Raw genomic sequence first — 18,429 nt, 5'->3', positions numbered from 1 at the left:
TACTCGGGACACCTCCGACCCTTCCAGCTCTAAGATCATCCCGCTTCGGGCCCAGAGCCGAACCCCGCCTCCTTCTTCAGACGGATCGACAACCCACCGAAGATCGGGTAGACACCCCAGAAGTTCCTTCGGTCCCTAGCGGCACAGGGCCGGGCTGCGGAATGATCGAAGGCATGTCGACGGTGGTGTTCGCCTCGGGCACGGACTATCCGGTCTTCCGCATCCCCGCGATCGTCCGCGCGCAGGACGGGACGCTGGTGGCGTTCGCGGAAGGGCGGCAGGCGGTCGGCGACACCGGCAACATCGACGTGGTGTGCCGCCGCTCCACCGACCAGGGCCAGAGCTGGGGCCCGCTCCAGGTGGTCACCAGCCATGGCGGCGACACCGCGGGCAACCCCGCCCCCGTGGTCCTGCCGTCGGGCCGGATCCTGCTGCTGACCTGCCGCAACGCGGGCGCGGCCACCGAGCACGAGATCATGCGCGGCACCGCCGCCCCCCGCCGCGTCTACCTGCAGCGCTCCGACGACGCCGGGGCCACGTGGAGCGCGCCGGCCGAGATCAGCGCCGCCGTCAGGCAACCGTCCTGGCGCTGGTACGCCACCGGTCCCGGCCACGGCATCGTCACCTCCTCCGGCCGGATCGTCATCGGCGCCAACCACTCCCGCCCGCCCGCCGCGGGCGACACCGGCTCCGAGCCCAAGCACTACGGCGGCCACTGCGTCTACTCCGACGACCAGGGCGAGAGCTGGCGGATCGGCTTCACCTCCTCCAACCCCAACGGCTACGTCAACGAGAACGAGACCACCGTGGCCGAGCTGCCCGACGGCCGCCTCTACTTCAACTGCCGCGACCGCGGCGGCACCGGCCCCGGCAACCGCGCCGACGCCTACAGCCGTGACGGCGGCCAGACGCTCGAGGTCTCCTACCGCGCCCAGGCCACGATCGTCACGGCCGACGTCCAGGCCAGCGTGCTGACGTTGCCGGACGGGCGGCTGTTGTTCTCCGCGCCCGCCCACCTGGCCGACCGGGCCGCGATGGGGCTGCGGGTCAGCTCGGACGCGGGGCAGACGTGGCAGTTCGTCCGCCACCTGTCGGGGTTGCCCGCCGCCTACTCCGACCTGGTGCCGCTCGGCGACGCGGGGGCCGGAGTCCTGTACGAGACGGGGAACTGGTCGCCGTACGACCGCATCACGTTCACCGCCCTGCCCGGCGTCTGAGGCGGAAGGCCGCCGGTCAGGCGGGCGTCTCGGCGGTGGCGGTCAGGACCGCGCGGCCGAGGACATGGCCGGCGATGGTGAAGCCGAGGTAGGCCGGGGTGCCCTCGGCCGGGACGCCGATGGTCTCGACGTCCAGCGCGTGCACCACGACGACGTAGCGGTGCGGGCCGTGCCCGGCCGGCGGGGCCGCGCCGAGGTAGCGGGGCAGTCGGGCGTCGTTGGGGAGCTGGTACGCGCCGCCGGGAAGACCGGAGCCGCTCTCGTCCCCGGCGCCCTCGGGCAGGCCGGTGACGGCGGCGGGGATGTCGGCCACCGCCCAGTGCCAGAACCCGGATCCGGTAGGCGCGTCCGGGTCGTACACGGTCACGGCATAGCTCCTGGTCCCCTCGGGGGCGCCGGTCCAGGAGAGCTGCGGGGAGACGTCCTTGCCGCCCGGGACTCCGGCCGACCACTGCGCGGCGGGCATGGGGCCGCCGTCGGTCAGCGTGGTGCTGGTGACGGTGAAGGACGGCACCTCGGGCAGGCGGGCGAAGGGGTTGTTGGCGTTCGTCGGCATGGTTCCTCTTCCAGATCGCTGATCGGACATAATCGACAGTAACACAGATAATCGATTATCAACTCAATCGTCTATGCTTGGCGGCATGACGGCCGACACCAAGCAGATGCTCTCCGAGCAGGTCCACGCCCGGCTCAGGGACGCGATCATGAGGGGCGAGTTCGCCCCGGGCGAAGCGCTCAAACCACAGGAACTCGCCCGGCGGCACGAGGTCAGCCTGGCCGTCGTCCGCGAGGCGCTGGTGCGGATCGTCGGCGACGGCATCGCGGTACGCCTGCCGAACCGGGGGTTCGCCGTCCCGGACTTCTCCGACCGGCGCTGGGAGGAGATCGCCGAGGCCCGCCGTACCGTCGAGCCCGTCATGCTGCGCCTGGCGATCGCCCGCGGCGACCTCGACTGGGAGGCGCGGGTACGGGCGGCCCACCACCGGCTGACCCGCACCCAGGTGTTCGTGCCCGAGGAGGGCGAGTACTACAGCGGCGCCTGGTCGGAGGCCCACCGGGTCTTCCACCGCACGCTGCTGGAGGCCTGCGACAACGCCGTGCTGCTGGACACGTTCGACCGGCTGTGGACGGCCGGCGAACTGGCCCGCCGCTGGTCGGCCCAGCGCACCCCGGAGCGCGACGGCGTCGCGGAACACCGCCTCCTGGAGGAGACGACGCTGGCCCGCGACGCCGACGCCGCGGCCGACGCGCTGACCAGGCACCTCACGCTGACGGTCGCCGGGCTCGCCGGCGCCTGAGCCGCCGCCTTCAGGCGTGGAGGGCGGCGTAGGGGCCGCCCGCGGCCAGGAGTTCCTCGTGGGTGCCGCGCTCGGCGACGGCGCCGTCGTCCAGCATCAGGATCACGTCGGCCTGGCGGATCGTGCTGAGCCGGTGGGCGATGACGAAGCAGGTGCGGTCGCGGCGGGCCCGGGTCAGCGCCCGCTGGATGAGGAGTTCGGTGCGGCTGTCGACCGAGCTCGTGGCCTCGTCCAGGACGAGGATGACGGGGTCGGCGAGGATGGCCCTGGCGATGGTGATCAACTGGCGTTCGCCCGCGCTCAGGGCGCCGCCGTCCTGGTCGATGACGGTGTCGTAGCCGCGCGACAGGGTGCGGACGAAGTGGTCGGCGTGGGCGGCCCTGGCGGCGGCCTCGACCTCGGCGGCGGTGGCGCCGGCGCGGCCGTAGGCGATGTTGTCGCGGATGGTGCCGTGGAACAGCCAGTTGTCCTGGGGGACCATGCCGGTGGCGGCGCGCAGCGCGTCGCGGCTCATGTCGCGCAGGTCCACCCCGTCGACGGTGATCCGGCCGGCCGTCACGTCGTAGAACCGCATCAGGAGGTTGACCAGCGTGGTCTTGCCCGCGCCCGTGGGGCCGACGACGGCCACGGTGGTGCCCGGCTCTACGACCAGGGAGAGGTCGCGGATGACGGGGGCGGCTTCGCCGTACGCGAAGGAGACCTCGTCGAAGACGACGCGGCCCCGCACCGGCGCGGCGGCCCCGGGCGGGTCGGCGGGCTCCTCCGGCTCGTCGAGGAGCTCCAGGACCCGCGCGCCGGACGCCACCCCGGACTGGATCACCCCGGCGAGGCCGGCGAGCGCCGTCAGCGGCCCGCCGAACTCGCGCGAGTACTGGATGAACGCCTGCACGGCCCCCACCGTCAGCGCCCCGGCGGCCAGTTGGAAGCCGCCCGCGACGGCGACGAGCACGTAGCCGAGGTTGCCCGCGAGGCCGGTCGCCGGGCCGATGACGCCGCTGACGAACTGGGCGCGGGCCGACGAACGGCACAGGCGGGCGTTGTGGTCGCGGAAGGCCGCGGCGGACTCCCGGCGGCGGCCGTAGGCGGTGATCACGGTGTGGCCGGTGTAGGCCTCCTCGACGTGCGCGTTCAGCTCGCCGGTGGCCTGCCACTGCAGGGCGTGCTCCGCCTGCGCCCGCCGCCCCGCCACCCGCGTGAGCAGGACCGACACCGGCACGGTCACCAGCGCCACCACCGCCAGCAGCGGCGAGATCCAGAACATCATCCCCAGCGTGCCCGCGAGCAGGAACGCGGTGTTGGTGATCTGGCCGAGGCACTGCTGCAGGCTCTGCGCGAGGTTGTCGACGTCATTGGTGGTACGGCTGAGCACCTCCCCCCTCGGCTGCCGGTCGAAGTAGGGCACGGGCAGCCGCCCGAGCTTCTCCGCGACCTCCCGCCGCAGGTGGAACACCGCCCGCTGGACGAGCCGGGTGATGAAACGCCGCTGCAGTATCCAGAACGCCGCGGAACCGGCGTAGACCCCCGCCGCGCCCAGCAGCGTCGCCGCCAGCGCCCGGCCGTCGATCCCCTGCTCGGGCCGGGTGAGCGCGCCGGTGACGACCAGGTCGGTGGCGCGGCCGAGCAGCAGCGGCCCGGTGACGTTCAGGACGATGCTGGCCAGGCCGAGCACCGCCACGCCCCACAGCCCGCGCAGCGGGCGCAGGAGCGTGAGCAGGCGCCAGGCCGTCCGCCCGAAGCTCATCCGACCAGTTCCTCGCCGAGCTGGGATCGGACGATCTCCCGGTAGACGGGGCTGTCGCGCAGGAGCGTGTCGTGGGTGCCCGCGCCGGCGACCCTGCCCTCGTCGAGGACGACCACGTGGTCGGCGTCCTGGACGGCGCGGACGCGCTGGGCCACGAGGATGACGGTGGCGCCTGCCGTCGCGGTGGCGAGGGCCTGCCGTACCCGGGACTCCGTGGTGTGGTCGAGGGCGGAGAACGGGTCGTCCAGCAGGTACACCGGCGCGCGGCGGACCAGCGCGCGGGCCAGCGCGAGCCGCTGGCGCTGGCCGCCGGAGAGGTTGGCGCCGCCCTGGGCGACCCGGGCGTCGAGGGTGGTCACGAAGTCGCGGGCCTGGGCGAGGCCGAGGGCGTGCCAGAGCTCGTCGTCGGCGGCGTCGGGGCGGCCCAGGCGGAGGTTGGTGGCGACGGTGCCGGAGAACAGATGCGGACGCTGTTCGACCAGGCTCAGCGACTCGGCGAGGAGCCCGGGGTCGAGCGCGGTGGCGGCTTCGCCGCCCAGGAGCACCGTGCCCTCGGTGGGGTCGCACAGACGGCAGATGAGGCTGAGCAGCGTGCTCTTGCCGCTGCCCGTGGAGCCGACGATCGCCGTCGTCGTGCCGGGCGCCACCACCAGGTCGACACCGTGGAGCACGTCGTCCTGCGCGCCCGGGTAGCGGAAGCGCACGCCGCGCAGCTCGACCCGGCCGGGCTCGCGCATGCGGCGGACCGGGCGCGCGGGCGGCGCCAGGCCGGGCTCGGTGTCCAGCACCTCGGCGACGCGGGCGGCGCAGACCTCGGCTCTGGGCAGGTTCATGACGACGAAGGCGGCGGCGAGCACGGCCGCCTGGATCATGGCCAGGTAGGTGAGGAACGCGGTCAGCTCACCGACCCCCAGCCCGTCGCCGACCCGCCACGCGCCCGCCCACACCACGACGACGCCGCAGACGTTGACCAGGTTCACAACCAGCGGCATCAGCGCGGCCGTGGAGTGGCCGAGGCGGGTGGAGGCGCCGGTCAGCTCCTCGCTGGCCCGGTGGAAGCGCCCGCTCTCCGCGTCCTGCCTGACGAACGCGCGGGTCACCCTGACGCCCGCGATCTGTTCCCTGAGCACCCGGTTCACGCCGTCGATGCGCTCCTGTACGGCCCGCGACCACGGCCGCATCCTGCCCACCAGCACCGCGGTGACGACACCCAGGACCGGCACGAGCGCCACCAGCGGCCACGACAGCGCGACGTCCTGGGCGAAGGCCATGACGATCCCGCCCACCGCCATGACCGGGGCGGCGACGATCGCCGTCAGCAGCGACATCGTGAGCGTCTGGATCTGCTGGACGTCGTTGGTGGTGCGGGTCACCAGCGACGGTACGCCGAGCCCGCCCACCTGCTGCGTGGACAGGCGCTGCACGTGCAGGAACACCGCCTCCCGCAGGTCACGGCCGACCTCCGTGGCGATGCGCGCGCTCAGGTGGACGGCGGCGAGCGTGGCGCCGCCCTGCGCCAGCGACACCGCCGCCATGACCGCGCCCAGGCGCAGGATCAGCCCGGTGTCGCCGGTGAACACGCCGTCGTCGATGATCCCGGCGTTGAGCGCGGGCAGGTAGAGCAGGGCCGCGGTCTGCGCCGCCTGCATGAGGACGACGGCGGCGACGGCGCGGCGACGCGGGCGAAGATGCCTGGCCAGCAGCCGCCACAGTGCCACGTCGCGCCCCCTTTCCCGATCGACTGTAGGCAGGCGCCGTGCGGGGCGGGAAGCGGTTCCGCCCCGGGCGTAGCGGCCCGCCGATGGGGCTCGGCGAGCCGCCCTGACCAGCGGTACTCGCTGGTCAGGGCGGCGCCCAGACGATCAGCCGCACCCGCTGGACGGCGCACGGACGATCGGCCGCGCTCAGATGGCCAGCCGGCTCCCCGACAGCGGACGCATGGCCAGCCGCAGGAGGGCCACCGCGTTGTCGTCGCCGGCGATCCGGTTGGCGCTGAGCCGGCCGCACCGGCGGCACTCGTGGATCAGCAGCCACTCGCCGTCCTCGCGCGCGGTGACGCCCAGCGCCGCCATCCGCCCGCCGCACCCGGCGTCACGGTCGCCGGGCACCCGCCGGTCCAGGTGCAGGCTGGCGAGACAGGACGGGCAGTGGTTGCGGTGCGCCGTGCCCGGCGCGCGCATGGACACGTCCATCCGGCACTCGGCGCAGCGGAACGTCGCCGCCCGCGGCTCCTTGCGCCGCTGCGGCCGCCTGGTACGCCCGCGCATCACAGCCTCCCGAACAGCTCGAACGGGAACGGCGGCGACGCCAGCGGGCGTACCGCCAGGCGCATGAGGATGAGGACGTTGTCGTCACCGCGCGCGGGCGAGGAGACGAGCTGACCACACAGCTCGCACCGGTGCACGACCACCCACTCGCCTTCGGCGGGCACCGCGACCGCGATGGGCGCCATGCGGGCCCCGTCGGTCTGGTGCACGGCCGTCAGGCACTCGGGACAGTGGTCGCGCCGGTCGTCCGAGGTGATCCCGCACCCCGGACAGGAGAAGTATTCGGACACGTTGAAGGTGCTCCTTGCCGAGAAACCACGTGGAACGACAGCAAGGAAGCGCCGAGCGGCCTAGCTCAGCATGCGATGCGGCAGCCCCGGGACAGCATGAAGGCCCGAGACACGGTAGGCGCGCTCGGCGCGGACCGGGGCATACATCACTGCTTCCTGGGGCTCGGGGGCCCGGGTTGGTTCACCATCACGGACACCGCGACGCTACCAGCGCCCCCACCCACCCGACCAGAGGTTTTCCACCTCAAGCCAACCGAACCCCCTCCTCCCCCGTCCTCTCTTCCGCCTCACCTACCCCGAGGGGGTCACCATGCGCGTCCATCTGCTCGTTCCCGCCGCCGCGCTGCTCGCCGTCTCCTCCGGCGTCCCCATGGGCGGCGCCGATGCCGGGGTGATGACCTACGCCTGCGAGACCAAGGCCACCGGGCAGATCCAGGAGATCCGGGTGAACGTGGAGCTGACCGTGCCGCCCACGGCGAAGGTGGGCGAGCAACTGACGATCGGCTGGCTGGGCTCGTACGCGGGTGGCGGCGAGCTGATCGCGCCCTCGGCCGAGCTCAAGCTGTACGCCTATGCGGGCATCAGCAAGATCAAGAGTCTGACCTCCGCCACCGGGGTCGCGACGCTGCCCTCGGTCACGGCCGGACAGCCGATCGTGTTACCCCAGACCGTGGTCGAGCTGAAGACGACCCCGAGGGAGCCGGGCAGCGGCTTTGTTCGCCCGGCCGCCATCAATTTCGGCCCCACGGCCACCGACCCGGTGATCGAGTGTGAGGTAGGCGATCGCGGGACCGGCTCGGTCTACCCGCTCACCGTCGAAGGAACGACATCCACGGAGAGCGAGCGGCCCACGGAAGACGAGCAGCCCACCGGCACCGGGCAGCCCGAGGAAACCGGGTCGCCGCGGGAGCCGGAGAACGACGAGCCCGTGGACGAGGTCAAGACGCCGATCGGCGGGGCGGACACGGGTGGCGGGGGCGACGCGGGGCCGGACGGCAGGATCGTCGCGCTGGCCGGGCTGGTGGTGCTGGCAGGGGCCGGGGCGGGACTGGCGCGGGTGGCGGCTGGACGACGCTAGCCGCGGCGGTTGCGGCGGTCCAGGATGAACCACCAGGCGAGACAGACCAGCCCGAGCACGCACAGGCAGGCGACCAGCAGCGGCGAGTCGACCACGAAGGCCAGGACGATCGCGATGACCGCGATGATGATCGGCAGCGTCGGGGTGTCGGTCATGTGCTGATTATCGGGCTGAGCGGATGGCGTCGGCGACTCGGGTGGCCAGGGCCATGACGGTGAGGGACGGGTTGACGGACAGGGAGGTGGGGATCAGGGAGGCGTCGCCGACGTACAGGCCGGAGACGGCGTGTGCGGCGCCGTCGAGTGAGACGGGGCCGCCCATCGGGACGCTGCCCTGGACGTGTGAGGTGCTCAGGCCGGTCCACACGACCCGCCGCGCCCCCGCGGCGGCCAGCGCCTCGACGGCGAAGGCGAGGCCGTCGGCCAGGCGGCGGCGTTCCACGGGGGCGAGGCGTTTGCGGAAGGTGTCGCCGGGCGCGACGGTCGCGGTGTTGAGGTCGTTGGCCATGACGAGGAGTCCGGCCCAGTGGCGGTAGGAGCGGAGGGTCTGGGTCAGGGGGTCGCCCCACAGAGGGTGGCCGTCGGTGTCGACGAGGCTGGTGGCGAAGGCTACCGGGTCCTGGATGGTGGTGCCCTCGATGACGAAGTCCTCCTGGTAGTCGAGGCAGTGCGCGGTGATCGGGTAGACCATGTGGCAGTCCTGGGGCTCGTCGAACAGGCCGTAGACGAGCCTGGCCGGGTGCAGGCCGAGCGTGCCGGGCAGGGCGGGGAAGCCGGGGCTGCGCTGGAGGATCTGCGGGGTGTTGAGGGCCCCGGCGGCCAGGACGACGACGGGGGCGCGGGCGACGCCGCCCGCGTGGACGACGCCCTTGACCTGGCCGTCCTCGATGAGGACCCGCTCGACCTCGGCCCCGGTGGCCAGCCGGATCTCGCCACGGGCCAGGGCGGGGGCGAGCCAGGTGTTGAGGGTGTTGCGTCCGGCGTTGGTCGGGCAGCCCTGCAGGCAGGAGCCGCACCGGCTGCAGTTGTAGTCGGTGTAGGACTCGACGGGGGTCAGGTCGGCGCCGAGTGCCTGGAAGCCGGGCCGTACCCGGTGGACGCTGGGCGGCCAGTCGGCGCGGACCCGCACGCCGAGCGCGGCCTCCACCCGCTCGTAGTAGGGCGTCAGGTCGAACGGAAGCTCGGCGGCGGGCGCCCGCAGCGCGACCTTGGTGTTGATCACGGTGGTGCCGCCGACGCAGCGTCCGGACAGCAGCGCGAGCGGGCGCTCGCCCTCGATGTCGGCGAAGCGCGGCGGCCACCACAGCCGGTGGTTGGCGCGCAGCTCGAAGCGGGTGTGGTCGGCCGCGCCGCGCAGCTCTCCGGCCTCCAGCACCAGCACGTCCAGCCCGGCGCGGCCGAGCTCGGCCGCGATCAGCCCGCCGCCCGCGCCTGACCCGACGATGATGACGTCCGCCGTGTCGTCCCCCCGGTACGGCTCGCGCCGCTCGTCCAGGAAGTCCCATTCCTTACGCAACCGCGCACCCTGCGGCGGCCGGAACCCGATCGCCTCGTGCCCGGTCGGCCCGGTGTGCCCGGGTGCGGCGTAGTCCCCGTAGTACGCCTCGATCGCGACCGCCCGCACCAGGTCGAAGGCGGGGCTGCCGACCTGTTCCTCAAGGGGCGCGCCGCCGAGCGACTCCAGCGCGGCGCCCAGCCCGGGAGGAGCGGCCCGCTCGGCGTACTCGGTGACGCCGATGCCGGCCGATCCGGGCACGAGCCGGTCGAAGACGTTCACAGGAAGGCCGCCCCTCCGTCGAGGTTGAGGGTCTGCCCGGTGAGGAACCCGCTGGCCGGATCGCACACATAGAGCAAGGTCGAGAGGAGATCGCCGGGTTCCTCCACCCGCGGCACCCGCTGGGTGGCCGCCACGCGCTCGAAGCCGCCGTCCGCCCCGGTGCTGCGCGCCGCCGTCTCGGTCCTGGTCAGGCCGGGTGCGATGACGTTGACGGTGATGTTCTCCGGCCCGAGCAGCGTGGCCAGCGAACGGGTCAGCCCGATGAGCGCGGCCTTGGAGGCGGTGTAGGCGGCGAGGTCGGGCGGGCCGACGAAGACGGCGCCCGAGGCGATGTTGACCACCCGCCCCCAACCGGCCGCGCGCAGGTACGGCAGCGCCGCCTGCGTGACCACGAACGGCCCCTCGACGTTGACCTGGAGGATGCGCCGCAGGTCGTCCAGCGTCGTCTTCTCGAATGGTATGGGCGGATAGATCCCGGCGTTGTTGACCACGATGTGCGGCCCGCCCGCCTCGGCCGCGACCAGCGACATCGCCCGCGCCACCTGCGAGGGCTGCGTCACGTCCACGGTGACGGGCAGGAACGCGTCGCCGATCCGGGCGGCGGTCGCGCTCTGTCCCGCGACGTCGAACCCGGCGACCCGCGCCCCCGCTCCGGCCAGCGCGACGGCGAACTCGGCGCCGAGCCCGCCGGCCGAGCCGGTCACCACCGCGGTACGTCCTGCCAGACGGTCACTCACTGTCGGCTCCATGGGCGAGGTGGAGGATCTCGTGGTCGGTGAGCCGCTGTCCGGCCAGTTCGGCGGCGACGCGGCCCTTGCGGAAGACCAGCACCCGGTCGCAGACCTGGGCCAGCTCGGCCGGGTCGGTGGAGGTGAGCAGCACGATCCTGCCCTCGGCGGCCAGTTCGCGGACGATGGCGTGCATCTCGGCCTTCGCGGCGACGTCGACGCCGCGGGTGGGATCGTCGAGCAGGACGACGCCGGGCGCGGCCTCCAGCCACTTGGCGAAGACGACCTTCTGCTGGTTGCCGCCGGACAGCCGCCCGGCGAGCTGGTCGGGCCCGCTCGCGCGGATCCGCAGCCGCTCGGTGGCCGCGACCGCGCGCTCGCGCAGGCCCTTCGCGCGCACCCACGATCCGGTAAGGCCCAGCGCGACGGTCCGTACCTGGGCGATGTTCTCCCAGAGGGGTTTGTCCAGCATGAGGCCGAGCCTCCTTCGGTCGCTGGGCACGACGGCGACGCCCGCCCTGATGGCCTGGCGCAGGTCACGCGGTCGTGGACCGCCTCCGGGGTAGGCGAGGGTGCCCGCCGAGGGGGTGAGCAGACCGCAGACGACCTCCAGGACGGCCGTCTGGCCCGCGCCCGCGATCCCGGCCAGGCCGACGATCTCGCCCGGCCGCGCCTCCAGATCGACGCCGTCGAGGTGACCGGGCACGTGGACGCCTTCCAGCCGCAGCCCCGCCGTACCCGCGACCTGCGCCGCACCGGCACGCGCGTCGGCGGTGGGGGTCGTGGGGCGGTCGCCGACCATCGCGCGCACGATCTTCTCGATCGTCAGCCCGGCCATCGGGACGGCGCTCAGCGCGTTGCGCCCGTCCCGCAGCACCGTGACCTCGTCGCACAACCGCACCACCTCCTCCAGCACATGCGAGACGTAGGCCACCGCGACCTGCCGCGAGCGCAGGGCGGCGAGGATGCGCAGCAGCCGGGCGGCGGCGTCGGCCTGCAGCGCGGAGGTCGGCTCGTCCAGGATGAGCACCGCCGGATCCTCCAGCAGCGCCCGCGCGATCTCGACGAGCTGGCGCTCGGCCAGGGTGAGCTCGCCGACCCGGGTGGCGGGCGGGCGGGTGAACTCCAGCTCCTCCAGCACCGGCCCCGCCTTGCGCGCCATGGCCTTCCTGTCCAGCAGGAAACCGGCCCGGCGCAGGTCGCAGGCGGGGAAGAGGTTGGCCAGCACGTCCAGGTCGGGGAAGAGGCTGAGCTCCTGGGAGACGACGGCGACGCCGCGCCGTACCGCGTCACGGGTGGTGGAGAAGCGCACGGGCGCACCGTCCAGCAGGAGCTCGCCCTCGTCGGGAGGCAGGGCTCCGGCCAGGATCTTCACCAGCGTGGACTTGCCGGCGCCGTTCTCGCCGAGGAGCGCGTGGACGCTGCCGGGCCGCAGCTCGATGTGGGCGCCGTCGAGGGCGCGTACGCCGCCGAAGCGCTTGCCGATGCCCGTGGCGTGGTACATGGGCTATTTCGCCTCGCTCATCGGCCGCAACCTGCTTTGGATACCGGTGAAGAACTCGTCCGCCCGGCTCTTCAGCCAGTCGCGTTTGGCCTGGTCGGAGGCTTGCCTGGCGGTGATCTCGTCGACGTTGGCCTTGGTGACGAGCAGGTGCCCGGGGTCCACCCAGCCCTCGGGCAGCGGCTTGCCCGCCTTGGCGGCCTCGGCCAGCATGCGGATCGCGACGTAGCCCTTGAAGTAGTGCTCGGGCGACATGGCGGCGAAGCTGGTGCCGTCCTTGACCGCGGCCAGCGTCTTGGGGTCGAGGTCGAAGGCGGCCACCAGGTACGAGCCTCCGGCGGTCTGCTTGGCCTTGGCCAGGTTGTAGGCGTCCTGGTCACCGGTGCCGAGGAAGGCCAGCGCCTTCGGGTGGGCCTTGACCAGGCCGTTCCAGATCTCGAAGTTGGCCGCCGGGTCGTTCTTGGTCTCGAACGGGCCGAGCACCTTCACCCCGGGCAGCTTCTCGGCGAACGCCTCCTTCATGCCGTTGGCCCGCTCGTCCAGGACGGGCACGCCCGGGTTCGGCGTCCCGAGCACCACCTCACCGGAGGCGTCCGGCGGCAGGAGCTTGATCGCTTCGAGCGCGAGCTGCCTGCCCGCGCCGCGGTTGTCGTTGCCGACGTAGAGCCCGACGTTGCTGCCGGGGGCGGGCACGGTGTCCACGCCGACCAGCCGGATCTTCCGCGCGGCCAGGTCGGCCAGTGGCCGGACGAACAGCTCGGGCGCCAGATCCTCGATCGCGATGCCGTCGGGCGCGGTGCGGCCGAGGTCGCCGAAGAGCTTGACCTGGGCCGGAGGGTCGACCGAGTTCGGGGCGCTGATCTGCAGCTCGACCCCGCCGACCGCGTCGGCGCCGAACTTCCCGCCCGCCGCCATCTCCTGTGCGAAGTCGGCGTCGGTGGTGGCCAGCGAGAACCCGATCTTCGGGGCGCCGGATGAGGTGGGGCCGCCGCCGGAGCAGGCCGCGGTCAGGACGAGGACGGCGATGAGGACGCGTTTCACAGTGCCTCCCTAGAGCTGGCGGAGCCGCGGCGGCGCAGGAGCGCGTCGAGCGCGACGGCGAGGAGGATGACGATGCCCGTGGCGAACAGGCTCCAGTTGATGGGGACGCCGAAGTACACCAGGCCGCTGGCCACCGTCCCGAGGATCACGGTGCCGAGGACGGAGCCCCAGACCGTGCCGGAGCCGCCGCGCAGCGGGGTGCCGCCGATGATCGCGGCGGCGATGGCCTGCAGCTCGTAGCCCTGCCCGATGGTGGGCTGGCCGGAGGCGAAGAAGCCGAGCGTCAGCACGCCCGCCACCCCGGCCAGCGCGCCGGACAGCACCAGCACCTGGAGGCGGACGCGCGGAATGGAGATGCCGGAGAAGCGCGCGGCGTCCGGGTTCGAGCCGATCGCGCGCACCCGGTAGCCGAACGGCGTCGCCTTGAAGACCACCGTCAGGAGTACGGCTACCGCCGCCAGCACCCAGATCGAGGTGGGCAACCCGAGCAGGTCGCCGCCGACCACGGTGAAGAAGGCGTCCTCGCGCGGCAGCCCGGCCACCTGGCGGCCCTCGCTCAGCGCCAGGGCCAGGCCGCGGAAGACGGACAGGGTGCCCAGCGTCGCGATGATCGACGGGATGCCGAGCGTGTTGCACAGTGCGCCGTTGACCAGGCCGAGCACGGCGCCGACGGCCACGGCGGCCACCGCGGCCAGCCACGGGTTCACGCCCGAGCGCATCATCATGCTGCCCGCGATGAGGCTGAGGGCGTAGGTGGATCCGACCGAGAGGTCCAGTTCGCGCATGGCCAGCAGGTACGTCATGCCGCAGGCCAGCACGCCGATGAACGACGCCTGCCGTACCACGTCGACGAGTTGCGCGCGGTCGAGGAAGGCGGGATGGAACAGTCCGATGGCCACCACGAGCACGACGAGCACCACGACGACGCCGAACTCGTCCACACCGAAGACACGCTTCACGCCGTCCCCCTAGAACGGGTAGGTCTCGATGGGGCCCTGGACGGTGATCCAGCGGGTCTCTGTGAACGCCTCGACGTTGGCCGCCGCGCCGCCGAAGCGCGAACCGGTGCCCGAGTGGGCCACACCGCCGAACGGCGCGACCGCCTCGTCGTCCACGGTCTGGTCGTTGACGTGCGCGATCCCGGTGGGGATGCGTTCGGCCAGGTCGAGGCCGCGCATGACGTCGCGGGTGAGGACGGACAGCGACAGCCCGTACTCGCTGCCGGTGGCGAGCGAGACCGCCTCCTCCTCGTCGCGGAAGGTGAGCACGGGCGCCACGGGGCCGAAGACCTCCTGGGCGTAGGCGGGGCTGTCCCTGGTGAGGCCGGTCAGGACGGTCGGGCGGTAGAACAGGCCGTCGTAGGTGCCGCCGGTGACCACCTCGCCGCCCGCCGCGACGAGCGCGTGGACCTTGTCGCGCTGGCCCGCGTCGATGAGCGGGCCGAGCGCGACGTCCTGGGTGAAGGGGTCGCCGACGGGCAGCGCGGCGGCCTTGGCGGCCAGCCGTTCGACGTACTCGGCGGCGACGTCCGCGTGGACGAGGTGGCGGCCCGCGGTCATGCAGATCTGGCCCTGGTGGAAGTAGGAGCCCCAGGCACCGGCGGAGACGGCGCGGTCGAGGTCGGCGTCGTCCAGCACGATCAGCGCCGAGTTGCCGCCCAGTTCCAGGTGCGCCCGCTTGAGGTGGCGGGCGGCCGCCTCGCCGACCTTCCTGCCCGCGGCGGTGGAACCGGTGAAGGAGATCACCCTGACGTCGGAGTCGGCGACCAGGGCCGCGCCCACGTCCGGGCCGCCGGGCAGCACGTGCAGCAGTCCCTCGGGCAGGCCCGCCTCCTCGAAGACGCGGGCGATCGCGACGCCGCCGCACACCGCGGTGCGCGGGTCCGGCTTGAGCACGACCGCGTTGCCCAGGGCCAGGGCGGGCGCGACCGAGCGGATGGCCAGGATGAGCGGGGCGTTGAACGGCGCGATCACCCCGACCACGCCCGACGGCACCCGCCTGGCCAGGCTGAGCCGCCGCTTGGCCGTGGGCAGGATCTCGCCGAGCGGCCGCGAGGCCAGCGCGGCGGCCTCGTGGCACTCCTGGGCGGCGATGTGGGTCTCGAAGCCCGCCTTGCCGCGGATGGAGCCGGACTCGCGCATGATCCACTCGTGGAGTTCCGCCGCGTGCTGCTCGAAGGCCAGTCCCGCGCGGCGCAGCACGGCCGCGCGCTCCTCGAAGTTCGTCCGTGCCCATTCCGGCTGTACGGCCCTGCCGCGCCTCGCGGCGGCGGAGACGTCGTCAGGGGTGGCCAGGCCGATGGTGCCGAGGTCGGCGCCGGTGGCGGGTTCGGTGACGGGGGCGGTGGCGGCGGCCTGGGTCCAGGAGCCGCCGAACAGGCGTCCGGTCCAGGTGGACGGGTCGAGCAGGGTCATGGGGGCGTGCCTCCTGCTTGGTGCGGCCTTTCGCGGGGTGTCATGGGTGGTCATGGGTGGTCAGGGGTGTCACGGGTGAAAGTCGGTGTCCGGGGCTACGGCGATGTCGAGCAGCAGTGGCTGGGTACGGTCCAGGAGGCTGGGGATGACGCCGTCGAGGACGTCCAGCAGTTCGTCGTGGCCGGTGATGCGGCGGGCCGGGCAGCCGAACGCGGTGGCCAGGCCGCTCAGGCTGACCTCCTCGAAGGGCGGCCACGGGGGCTTGCCGGAGTCGGCCGCCTCGGCCAGGCGGTCCATGACGGCGTACCTGCCGTTGGCCAGCACCACGAACAGCGCGCCCACCCGGTAGCGGGCGGCGCTCCAGAGTGCCTGGATGCCGTAAATGGCCGAACCGTCGCCGACCACCGCCACCACCGGGCGATCCGGTACGGCCATGCGCAACCCCACCGCGGCGGGCAGCGCGAAGCCCAGCCCGCCCATGGCCGCTGAGACGAACCCGAGGGGGCGCCTGGCGGGGAGCAGCCGGTGCAGCTCCGGCCTGGACGACGGGGTCTCCTCGACCACGATCGTCTCGGGCGCCAGCCGTACCGCGAGGGCGGCGAGCACATGAGCGGCCCGCAGCGGCTCACCCACCCCAGGATCAACCAGCCCACCCACCCCAACCCCAGGATCACCCAGACCACGCGCACCAACCCCGGAGGCGGCCGGGCCGCTATCGACCGAGCCGCGCACGTCGCCGCCACGGTCGGCCAACCCACGCGCGTCCGCGCCGCGCACGTCAGCGCCGCGATCGGCCGACCCATGCGTGTCCGCGCCGCGCGCGTCAGCGCCGCGATCGGCCGGGCCGCGCGTGTGGGTTGAGTCGCGCGTGCCGGTGCCGGGGGCGGCCGGGTCGGGCGCGTCGGATCCCGGCTCGGCCGGGTTGGAGGTGGCTTGGTCGGGTCCGGGGTGGCCGGGGGTTGCCCAGTGTGGTTCCCAGGGCGGCTCGGCGGGTTCGTGCGTGGCCCAGTGGCCGCCGCTGCTCCAGGGCTCGGCTCTGGGCTCCTGGTGTTCCGGTGTGGTGTGCCCTTCCCGGGGGTGGAGGTGGGTGGGGAGGTGTTCGCAGATGGTGGAGGGTGAGGCGAGGATGGCCAGGTCGGCGGGGGCGCGGTGGGCCTCGGACGGGTCGTCGGTGATGACCGCGATCCGGGTGCCGGGGGTGACGAGGTGGCCCGGCTGGTAGGGGTAGTGGCGGAAGACCGGGGCGCCGACCGCCAGCACGAGATCGTGGCCCGACAGGATCGCGCGCTGCTGGGCGCGGCCCGCGGGCAGGACCCCCGCGTACTGCGGATGGTGCTGCGGGAACCCGGCCCTGGCGCCGAAGGACTCCTGCCACACCGGGCAGGCCAGCCGCTCCGCCAGCGTGACCAGGGCGGCCCAGGTACGCGGGTGGTCGGCGCCCGCCCCGGCGACGATCACCGGGGAGGCGGACTCGTTCAGCAGGGCGGCCAGTTCGATGACGGCGTCGAGGGCGGTCGCGCTGGGCCGTAGCAGCGTGCGGGGGGCGGCGACCACCTGGTCGGGCGGCATGACGCTGAGCCAGTCGTCCATCGGCACCACGACCAGGGCGGGCCCTCGGCCGGTGCGCGCCTCGTGCCACGCGCGAGCCACCGCACCCGGCACGTCCTGGGCCCGCGCCGGCTGCGACCGCCACACCGGATAGTCGCCGGCGAGGCCGTCCAGGCTGCCGGTCAGGAACGGCTCCAGCGCCAGGTGCCTGCGGTCCTGCTGGCCGACGATCACGACGAGCGGCGCGCGGTTGACGCGGGCGGTGGCCAGGGCGCCGACGGCGTTGCCGAGCCCGGCGGTGGTGTGCAGGAGTGCCAGCGCCGGGCGGTCGGTGGCGATGGCGTGGCCGGTCGCCATCCCCACCACGGAACCCTCGTGCAGCGCCAGGACGAACGCCAGATCGTCGGGCAGCCCGGTGAGCAGGGGCACCTCGGTCGAACCCGGGTTGGCGAAAAGGGTGGTCATGGCATAGCGGCGGAGCACGTCGAAGGTTGCGTCACGGACCGTCTGCATCATCGCCTCGATGTTCGTATGCCGCACAATCGTTCGCACAGTGCGCGTTTCCGTGGACGCTAGGCGGTGATCGGGGTCACGTCAATGCATTCGCGTTCGCTGACCATACGAATGTACGGATGGCGAACACGCTCTATAGTTACCTCATGGTAAGTAGGGACACCACAGAAAACCGTGCGCCCGAACACGTGCAATCGCTGGCCAGAGGCCTGTCGGTGATCCGCGCGTTCGACTCCGAGCACCCCGCGCTGACGCTCGCCGAGGTCGCCAGGGCCACCGGGCTGACCCGGGCGGCGGCCCGCAGGTTCCTGCTGACGCTGGCCGACCTCGGGTACGTGCGCAGCGACGGGCGCTTCTTCACGCTCACGCCGCGGGTTTTGGAGCTGGGGTACGCGTACCTGTCGAGCATGTCGCTTCCCGAGGTCGCGCAGCCGCACCTGGAGCGGCTGGTGGCGGAGGTGCACGAGTCCGCGTCCGTGGCGGTGCTCGACCAGGAGGACGTGGTCTACGTGGCGCGGGTGGCGACCTCGCGGATCATGCGGGTGACCATCAACATCGGCACCCGCTTCCCCGCCCACGTCACCTCGATGGGCCGGGTGCTGCTGGCCTGGCTGACCCCCGCCGACCTCGACGCCTTCTTCGGCCGCGCCGAGCTGCGGCGCCACACCTCACGCACGCTCACCTCGCCGATCCAGTTGCGCGCCGAGCTCGATCGGGTACGCGCGCAGGGGTGGGCCATGGTGGACCAGGAACTGGAGGAGGGGCTGCGGTCGCTGGCCGCCCCCATCCGCGACCCGGCCGGTCAGGTGGTGGCGGCGGTCAACGTCTCCACCCACGCCAGCCGGACGACCCCGGACTCGGCCCGCCGCGACCTGCTGCCCTCGTTGCTGGCGACGGCGGCCCGCATCGAAGCCGACCTCCACGCCACCGGCACCCCCCGCTTCCACGGCCGCCTCCCCTCCTAACCTCACCCCCCTCCTAACCCCACCCCCCTCCGAGACCACCCACCCTCCCCAG

At 73.2% G+C, this 18,429-nt stretch carries 17 protein-coding genes; 4 read left to right on the top strand and 13 right to left on the bottom strand.

The annotated features are described in order from the left end of the window. Window positions 1-173: 173 nt before the first annotated feature. A complete protein-coding gene (locus ACIBEJ_RS23330; protein WP_397184888.1) occupies window positions 174-1,217 on the top strand; it encodes an exo-alpha-sialidase in 1,044 nt (347 codons plus the stop codon). A gap of 16 nt (window positions 1,218-1,233) precedes the next feature. Here ACIBEJ_RS23330 and ACIBEJ_RS23325 read toward each other — a convergent pair whose 3' ends face one another. After that, window positions 1,234-1,773 (bottom strand): YbhB/YbcL family Raf kinase inhibitor-like protein, encoded by a 540-nt coding sequence (locus ACIBEJ_RS23325; protein WP_397184887.1) that lies wholly within the window; start codon window positions 1,771-1,773, stop codon window positions 1,234-1,236. Between the two features lie 85 nt (window positions 1,774-1,858). Here ACIBEJ_RS23325 and ACIBEJ_RS23320 point away from each other — a divergent pair, with 85 nt between their 5' ends. After that, window positions 1,859-2,515, top strand: a complete 657-nt coding sequence (locus ACIBEJ_RS23320; protein ID WP_397184886.1) for a GntR family transcriptional regulator — start codon at window positions 1,859-1,861, stop codon at window positions 2,513-2,515. A 10-nt stretch (window positions 2,516-2,525) separates the two neighbouring features. On the opposite strand, the gene ACIBEJ_RS23315 is transcribed toward ACIBEJ_RS23320, so the two are convergent. The 4 genes from ACIBEJ_RS23315 to ACIBEJ_RS23300 form a co-directional block, all read right to left on the bottom strand. Continuing rightward, the gene (locus ACIBEJ_RS23315; protein WP_397184885.1) at window positions 2,526-4,256 is read right to left on the bottom strand and encodes an ABC transporter ATP-binding protein; all 1,731 of its coding nucleotides are present in this window, start codon (window positions 4,254-4,256) and stop codon (window positions 2,526-2,528) included. Further along, window positions 4,253-5,974 carry an ABC transporter ATP-binding protein gene (locus ACIBEJ_RS23310; protein ID WP_397184884.1) on the bottom strand — a complete coding sequence of 574 codons (1,722 nt, stop codon included), beginning with the start codon at window positions 5,972-5,974 and terminating at the stop codon, window positions 4,253-4,255. Before ACIBEJ_RS23310 ends, ACIBEJ_RS23315 begins: the two co-directional genes overlap by 4 nt. 186 nt (window positions 5,975-6,160) lie before the next feature. Further along, a complete protein-coding gene (locus tag ACIBEJ_RS23305) occupies window positions 6,161-6,523 on the bottom strand; it encodes an RNHCP domain-containing protein (RefSeq protein ID WP_397184883.1) in 363 nt (120 codons plus the stop codon). Beyond that, window positions 6,523-6,813 carry an RNHCP domain-containing protein gene (locus tag ACIBEJ_RS23300; RefSeq protein WP_397184882.1) on the bottom strand — a complete coding sequence of 97 codons (291 nt, stop codon included), beginning with the start codon at window positions 6,811-6,813 and terminating at the stop codon, window positions 6,523-6,525. The genes ACIBEJ_RS23305 and ACIBEJ_RS23300 overlap by 1 nt, the downstream gene beginning before the upstream one ends. A gap of 310 nt (window positions 6,814-7,123) precedes the next feature. On the opposite strand from ACIBEJ_RS23300, the gene ACIBEJ_RS23295 reads away from it, so the two are divergent. Beyond that, the gene (locus ACIBEJ_RS23295; protein WP_397184881.1) at window positions 7,124-7,891 is read left to right on the top strand and encodes a hypothetical protein; all 768 of its coding nucleotides are present in this window, start codon (window positions 7,124-7,126) and stop codon (window positions 7,889-7,891) included. Here ACIBEJ_RS23295 and ACIBEJ_RS23290 read toward each other — a convergent pair. From ACIBEJ_RS23290 to ACIBEJ_RS23255, 8 genes are all read right to left on the bottom strand, one after another. Continuing rightward, window positions 7,888-8,046: a hypothetical protein gene (locus ACIBEJ_RS23290; RefSeq protein ID WP_397184880.1), complete on the bottom strand. Its 159-nt coding sequence runs from the start codon at window positions 8,044-8,046 to the stop codon at window positions 7,888-7,890. The two genes, ACIBEJ_RS23295 and ACIBEJ_RS23290, sit on opposite strands and share 4 nt — an antisense overlap. Before the next feature lie 7 nt (window positions 8,047-8,053). After that, window positions 8,054-9,667, bottom strand: coding sequence for a GMC family oxidoreductase N-terminal domain-containing protein (locus ACIBEJ_RS23285; protein ID WP_397184879.1), 1,614 nt, complete (start codon window positions 9,665-9,667; stop codon window positions 8,054-8,056). After that, entirely contained in the window at window positions 9,664-10,404 is a 741-nt protein-coding gene (locus ACIBEJ_RS23280; protein WP_397184878.1) for an SDR family NAD(P)-dependent oxidoreductase, read from the bottom strand. The genes ACIBEJ_RS23285 and ACIBEJ_RS23280 overlap by 4 nt, the downstream gene beginning before the upstream one ends. Continuing rightward, entirely contained in the window at window positions 10,397-11,899 is a 1,503-nt protein-coding gene (locus tag ACIBEJ_RS23275) for a sugar ABC transporter ATP-binding protein (protein WP_397184877.1), read from the bottom strand. The genes ACIBEJ_RS23280 and ACIBEJ_RS23275 overlap by 8 nt, the downstream gene beginning before the upstream one ends. Window positions 11,900-11,902: 3 nt before the next feature. Beyond that, on the bottom strand, window positions 11,903-12,937 hold the full coding sequence (locus ACIBEJ_RS23270; RefSeq protein ID WP_397184876.1) for a sugar ABC transporter substrate-binding protein: 1,035 nt from the start codon (window positions 12,935-12,937) through the stop codon (window positions 11,903-11,905). Continuing rightward, on the bottom strand, window positions 12,934-13,896 hold the full coding sequence (locus ACIBEJ_RS23265) for an ABC transporter permease (RefSeq protein WP_397184875.1): 963 nt from the start codon (window positions 13,894-13,896) through the stop codon (window positions 12,934-12,936). The genes ACIBEJ_RS23270 and ACIBEJ_RS23265 overlap by 4 nt, the downstream gene beginning before the upstream one ends. A 9-nt stretch (window positions 13,897-13,905) precedes the next feature. After that, window positions 13,906-15,351, bottom strand: coding sequence for a benzaldehyde dehydrogenase (locus ACIBEJ_RS23260; protein ID WP_397184874.1), 1,446 nt, complete (start codon window positions 15,349-15,351; stop codon window positions 13,906-13,908). Window positions 15,352-15,420: 69 nt separating this feature from the next. After that, window positions 15,421-17,415, bottom strand: coding sequence for a thiamine pyrophosphate-dependent enzyme (locus tag ACIBEJ_RS23255; protein ID WP_397184873.1), 1,995 nt, complete (start codon window positions 17,413-17,415; stop codon window positions 15,421-15,423). A gap of 143 nt (window positions 17,416-17,558) precedes the next feature. Between ACIBEJ_RS23255 and ACIBEJ_RS23250 the strand changes: the two genes are divergently transcribed. Then, window positions 17,559-18,377 (top strand): IclR family transcriptional regulator, encoded by an 819-nt coding sequence (locus tag ACIBEJ_RS23250; protein ID WP_397184872.1) that lies wholly within the window; start codon window positions 17,559-17,561, stop codon window positions 18,375-18,377. The last annotated feature ends 52 nt before the right edge of the window (window positions 18,378-18,429 follow it).

The organism is Nonomuraea sp. NPDC050790, assembly GCF_044456745.1.
Classification (GTDB): domain Bacteria; phylum Actinomycetota; class Actinomycetes; order Streptosporangiales; family Streptosporangiaceae; genus Nonomuraea.
The sequence above is the reverse complement of the archived record's forward strand: the minus strand, read 5'-3'. Positions and strand labels throughout refer to the sequence as shown.

Bases quoted from the DNA above. Each gene is read 5' to 3' on its own strand.
- ACIBEJ_RS23330 (WP_397184888.1), top strand. From the start codon at position 174: ATGTCGACGGTGGTGTTCGCCTCGGGCACGGACTATCCGGTCTTCCGC.
- ACIBEJ_RS23325 (WP_397184887.1), bottom strand. From the start codon at position 1,773: ATGCCGACGAACGCCAACAACCCCTTCGCCCGCCTGCCCGAGGTGCCG.
- ACIBEJ_RS23320 (WP_397184886.1), top strand. From the start codon at position 1,859: ATGACGGCCGACACCAAGCAGATGCTCTCCGAGCAGGTCCACGCCCGG.
- ACIBEJ_RS23315 (WP_397184885.1), bottom strand. From the start codon at position 4,256: ATGAGCTTCGGGCGGACGGCCTGGCGCCTGCTCACGCTCCTGCGCCCG.
- ACIBEJ_RS23305 (WP_397184883.1), bottom strand. From the start codon at position 6,523: ATGCGCGGGCGTACCAGGCGGCCGCAGCGGCGCAAGGAGCCGCGGGCG.
- ACIBEJ_RS23295 (WP_397184881.1), top strand. From the start codon at position 7,124: ATGCGCGTCCATCTGCTCGTTCCCGCCGCCGCGCTGCTCGCCGTCTCC.
- ACIBEJ_RS23290 (WP_397184880.1), bottom strand. From the start codon at position 8,046: ATGACCGACACCCCGACGCTGCCGATCATCATCGCGGTCATCGCGATC.
- ACIBEJ_RS23275 (WP_397184877.1), bottom strand. From the start codon at position 11,899: ATGTACCACGCCACGGGCATCGGCAAGCGCTTCGGCGGCGTACGCGCC.
- ACIBEJ_RS23260 (WP_397184874.1), bottom strand. From the start codon at position 15,351: ATGACCCTGCTCGACCCGTCCACCTGGACCGGACGCCTGTTCGGCGGC.
- ACIBEJ_RS23255 (WP_397184873.1), bottom strand. From the start codon at position 17,415: ATGATGCAGACGGTCCGTGACGCAACCTTCGACGTGCTCCGCCGCTAT.
- ACIBEJ_RS23250 (WP_397184872.1), top strand. From the start codon at position 17,559: ATGGTAAGTAGGGACACCACAGAAAACCGTGCGCCCGAACACGTGCAA.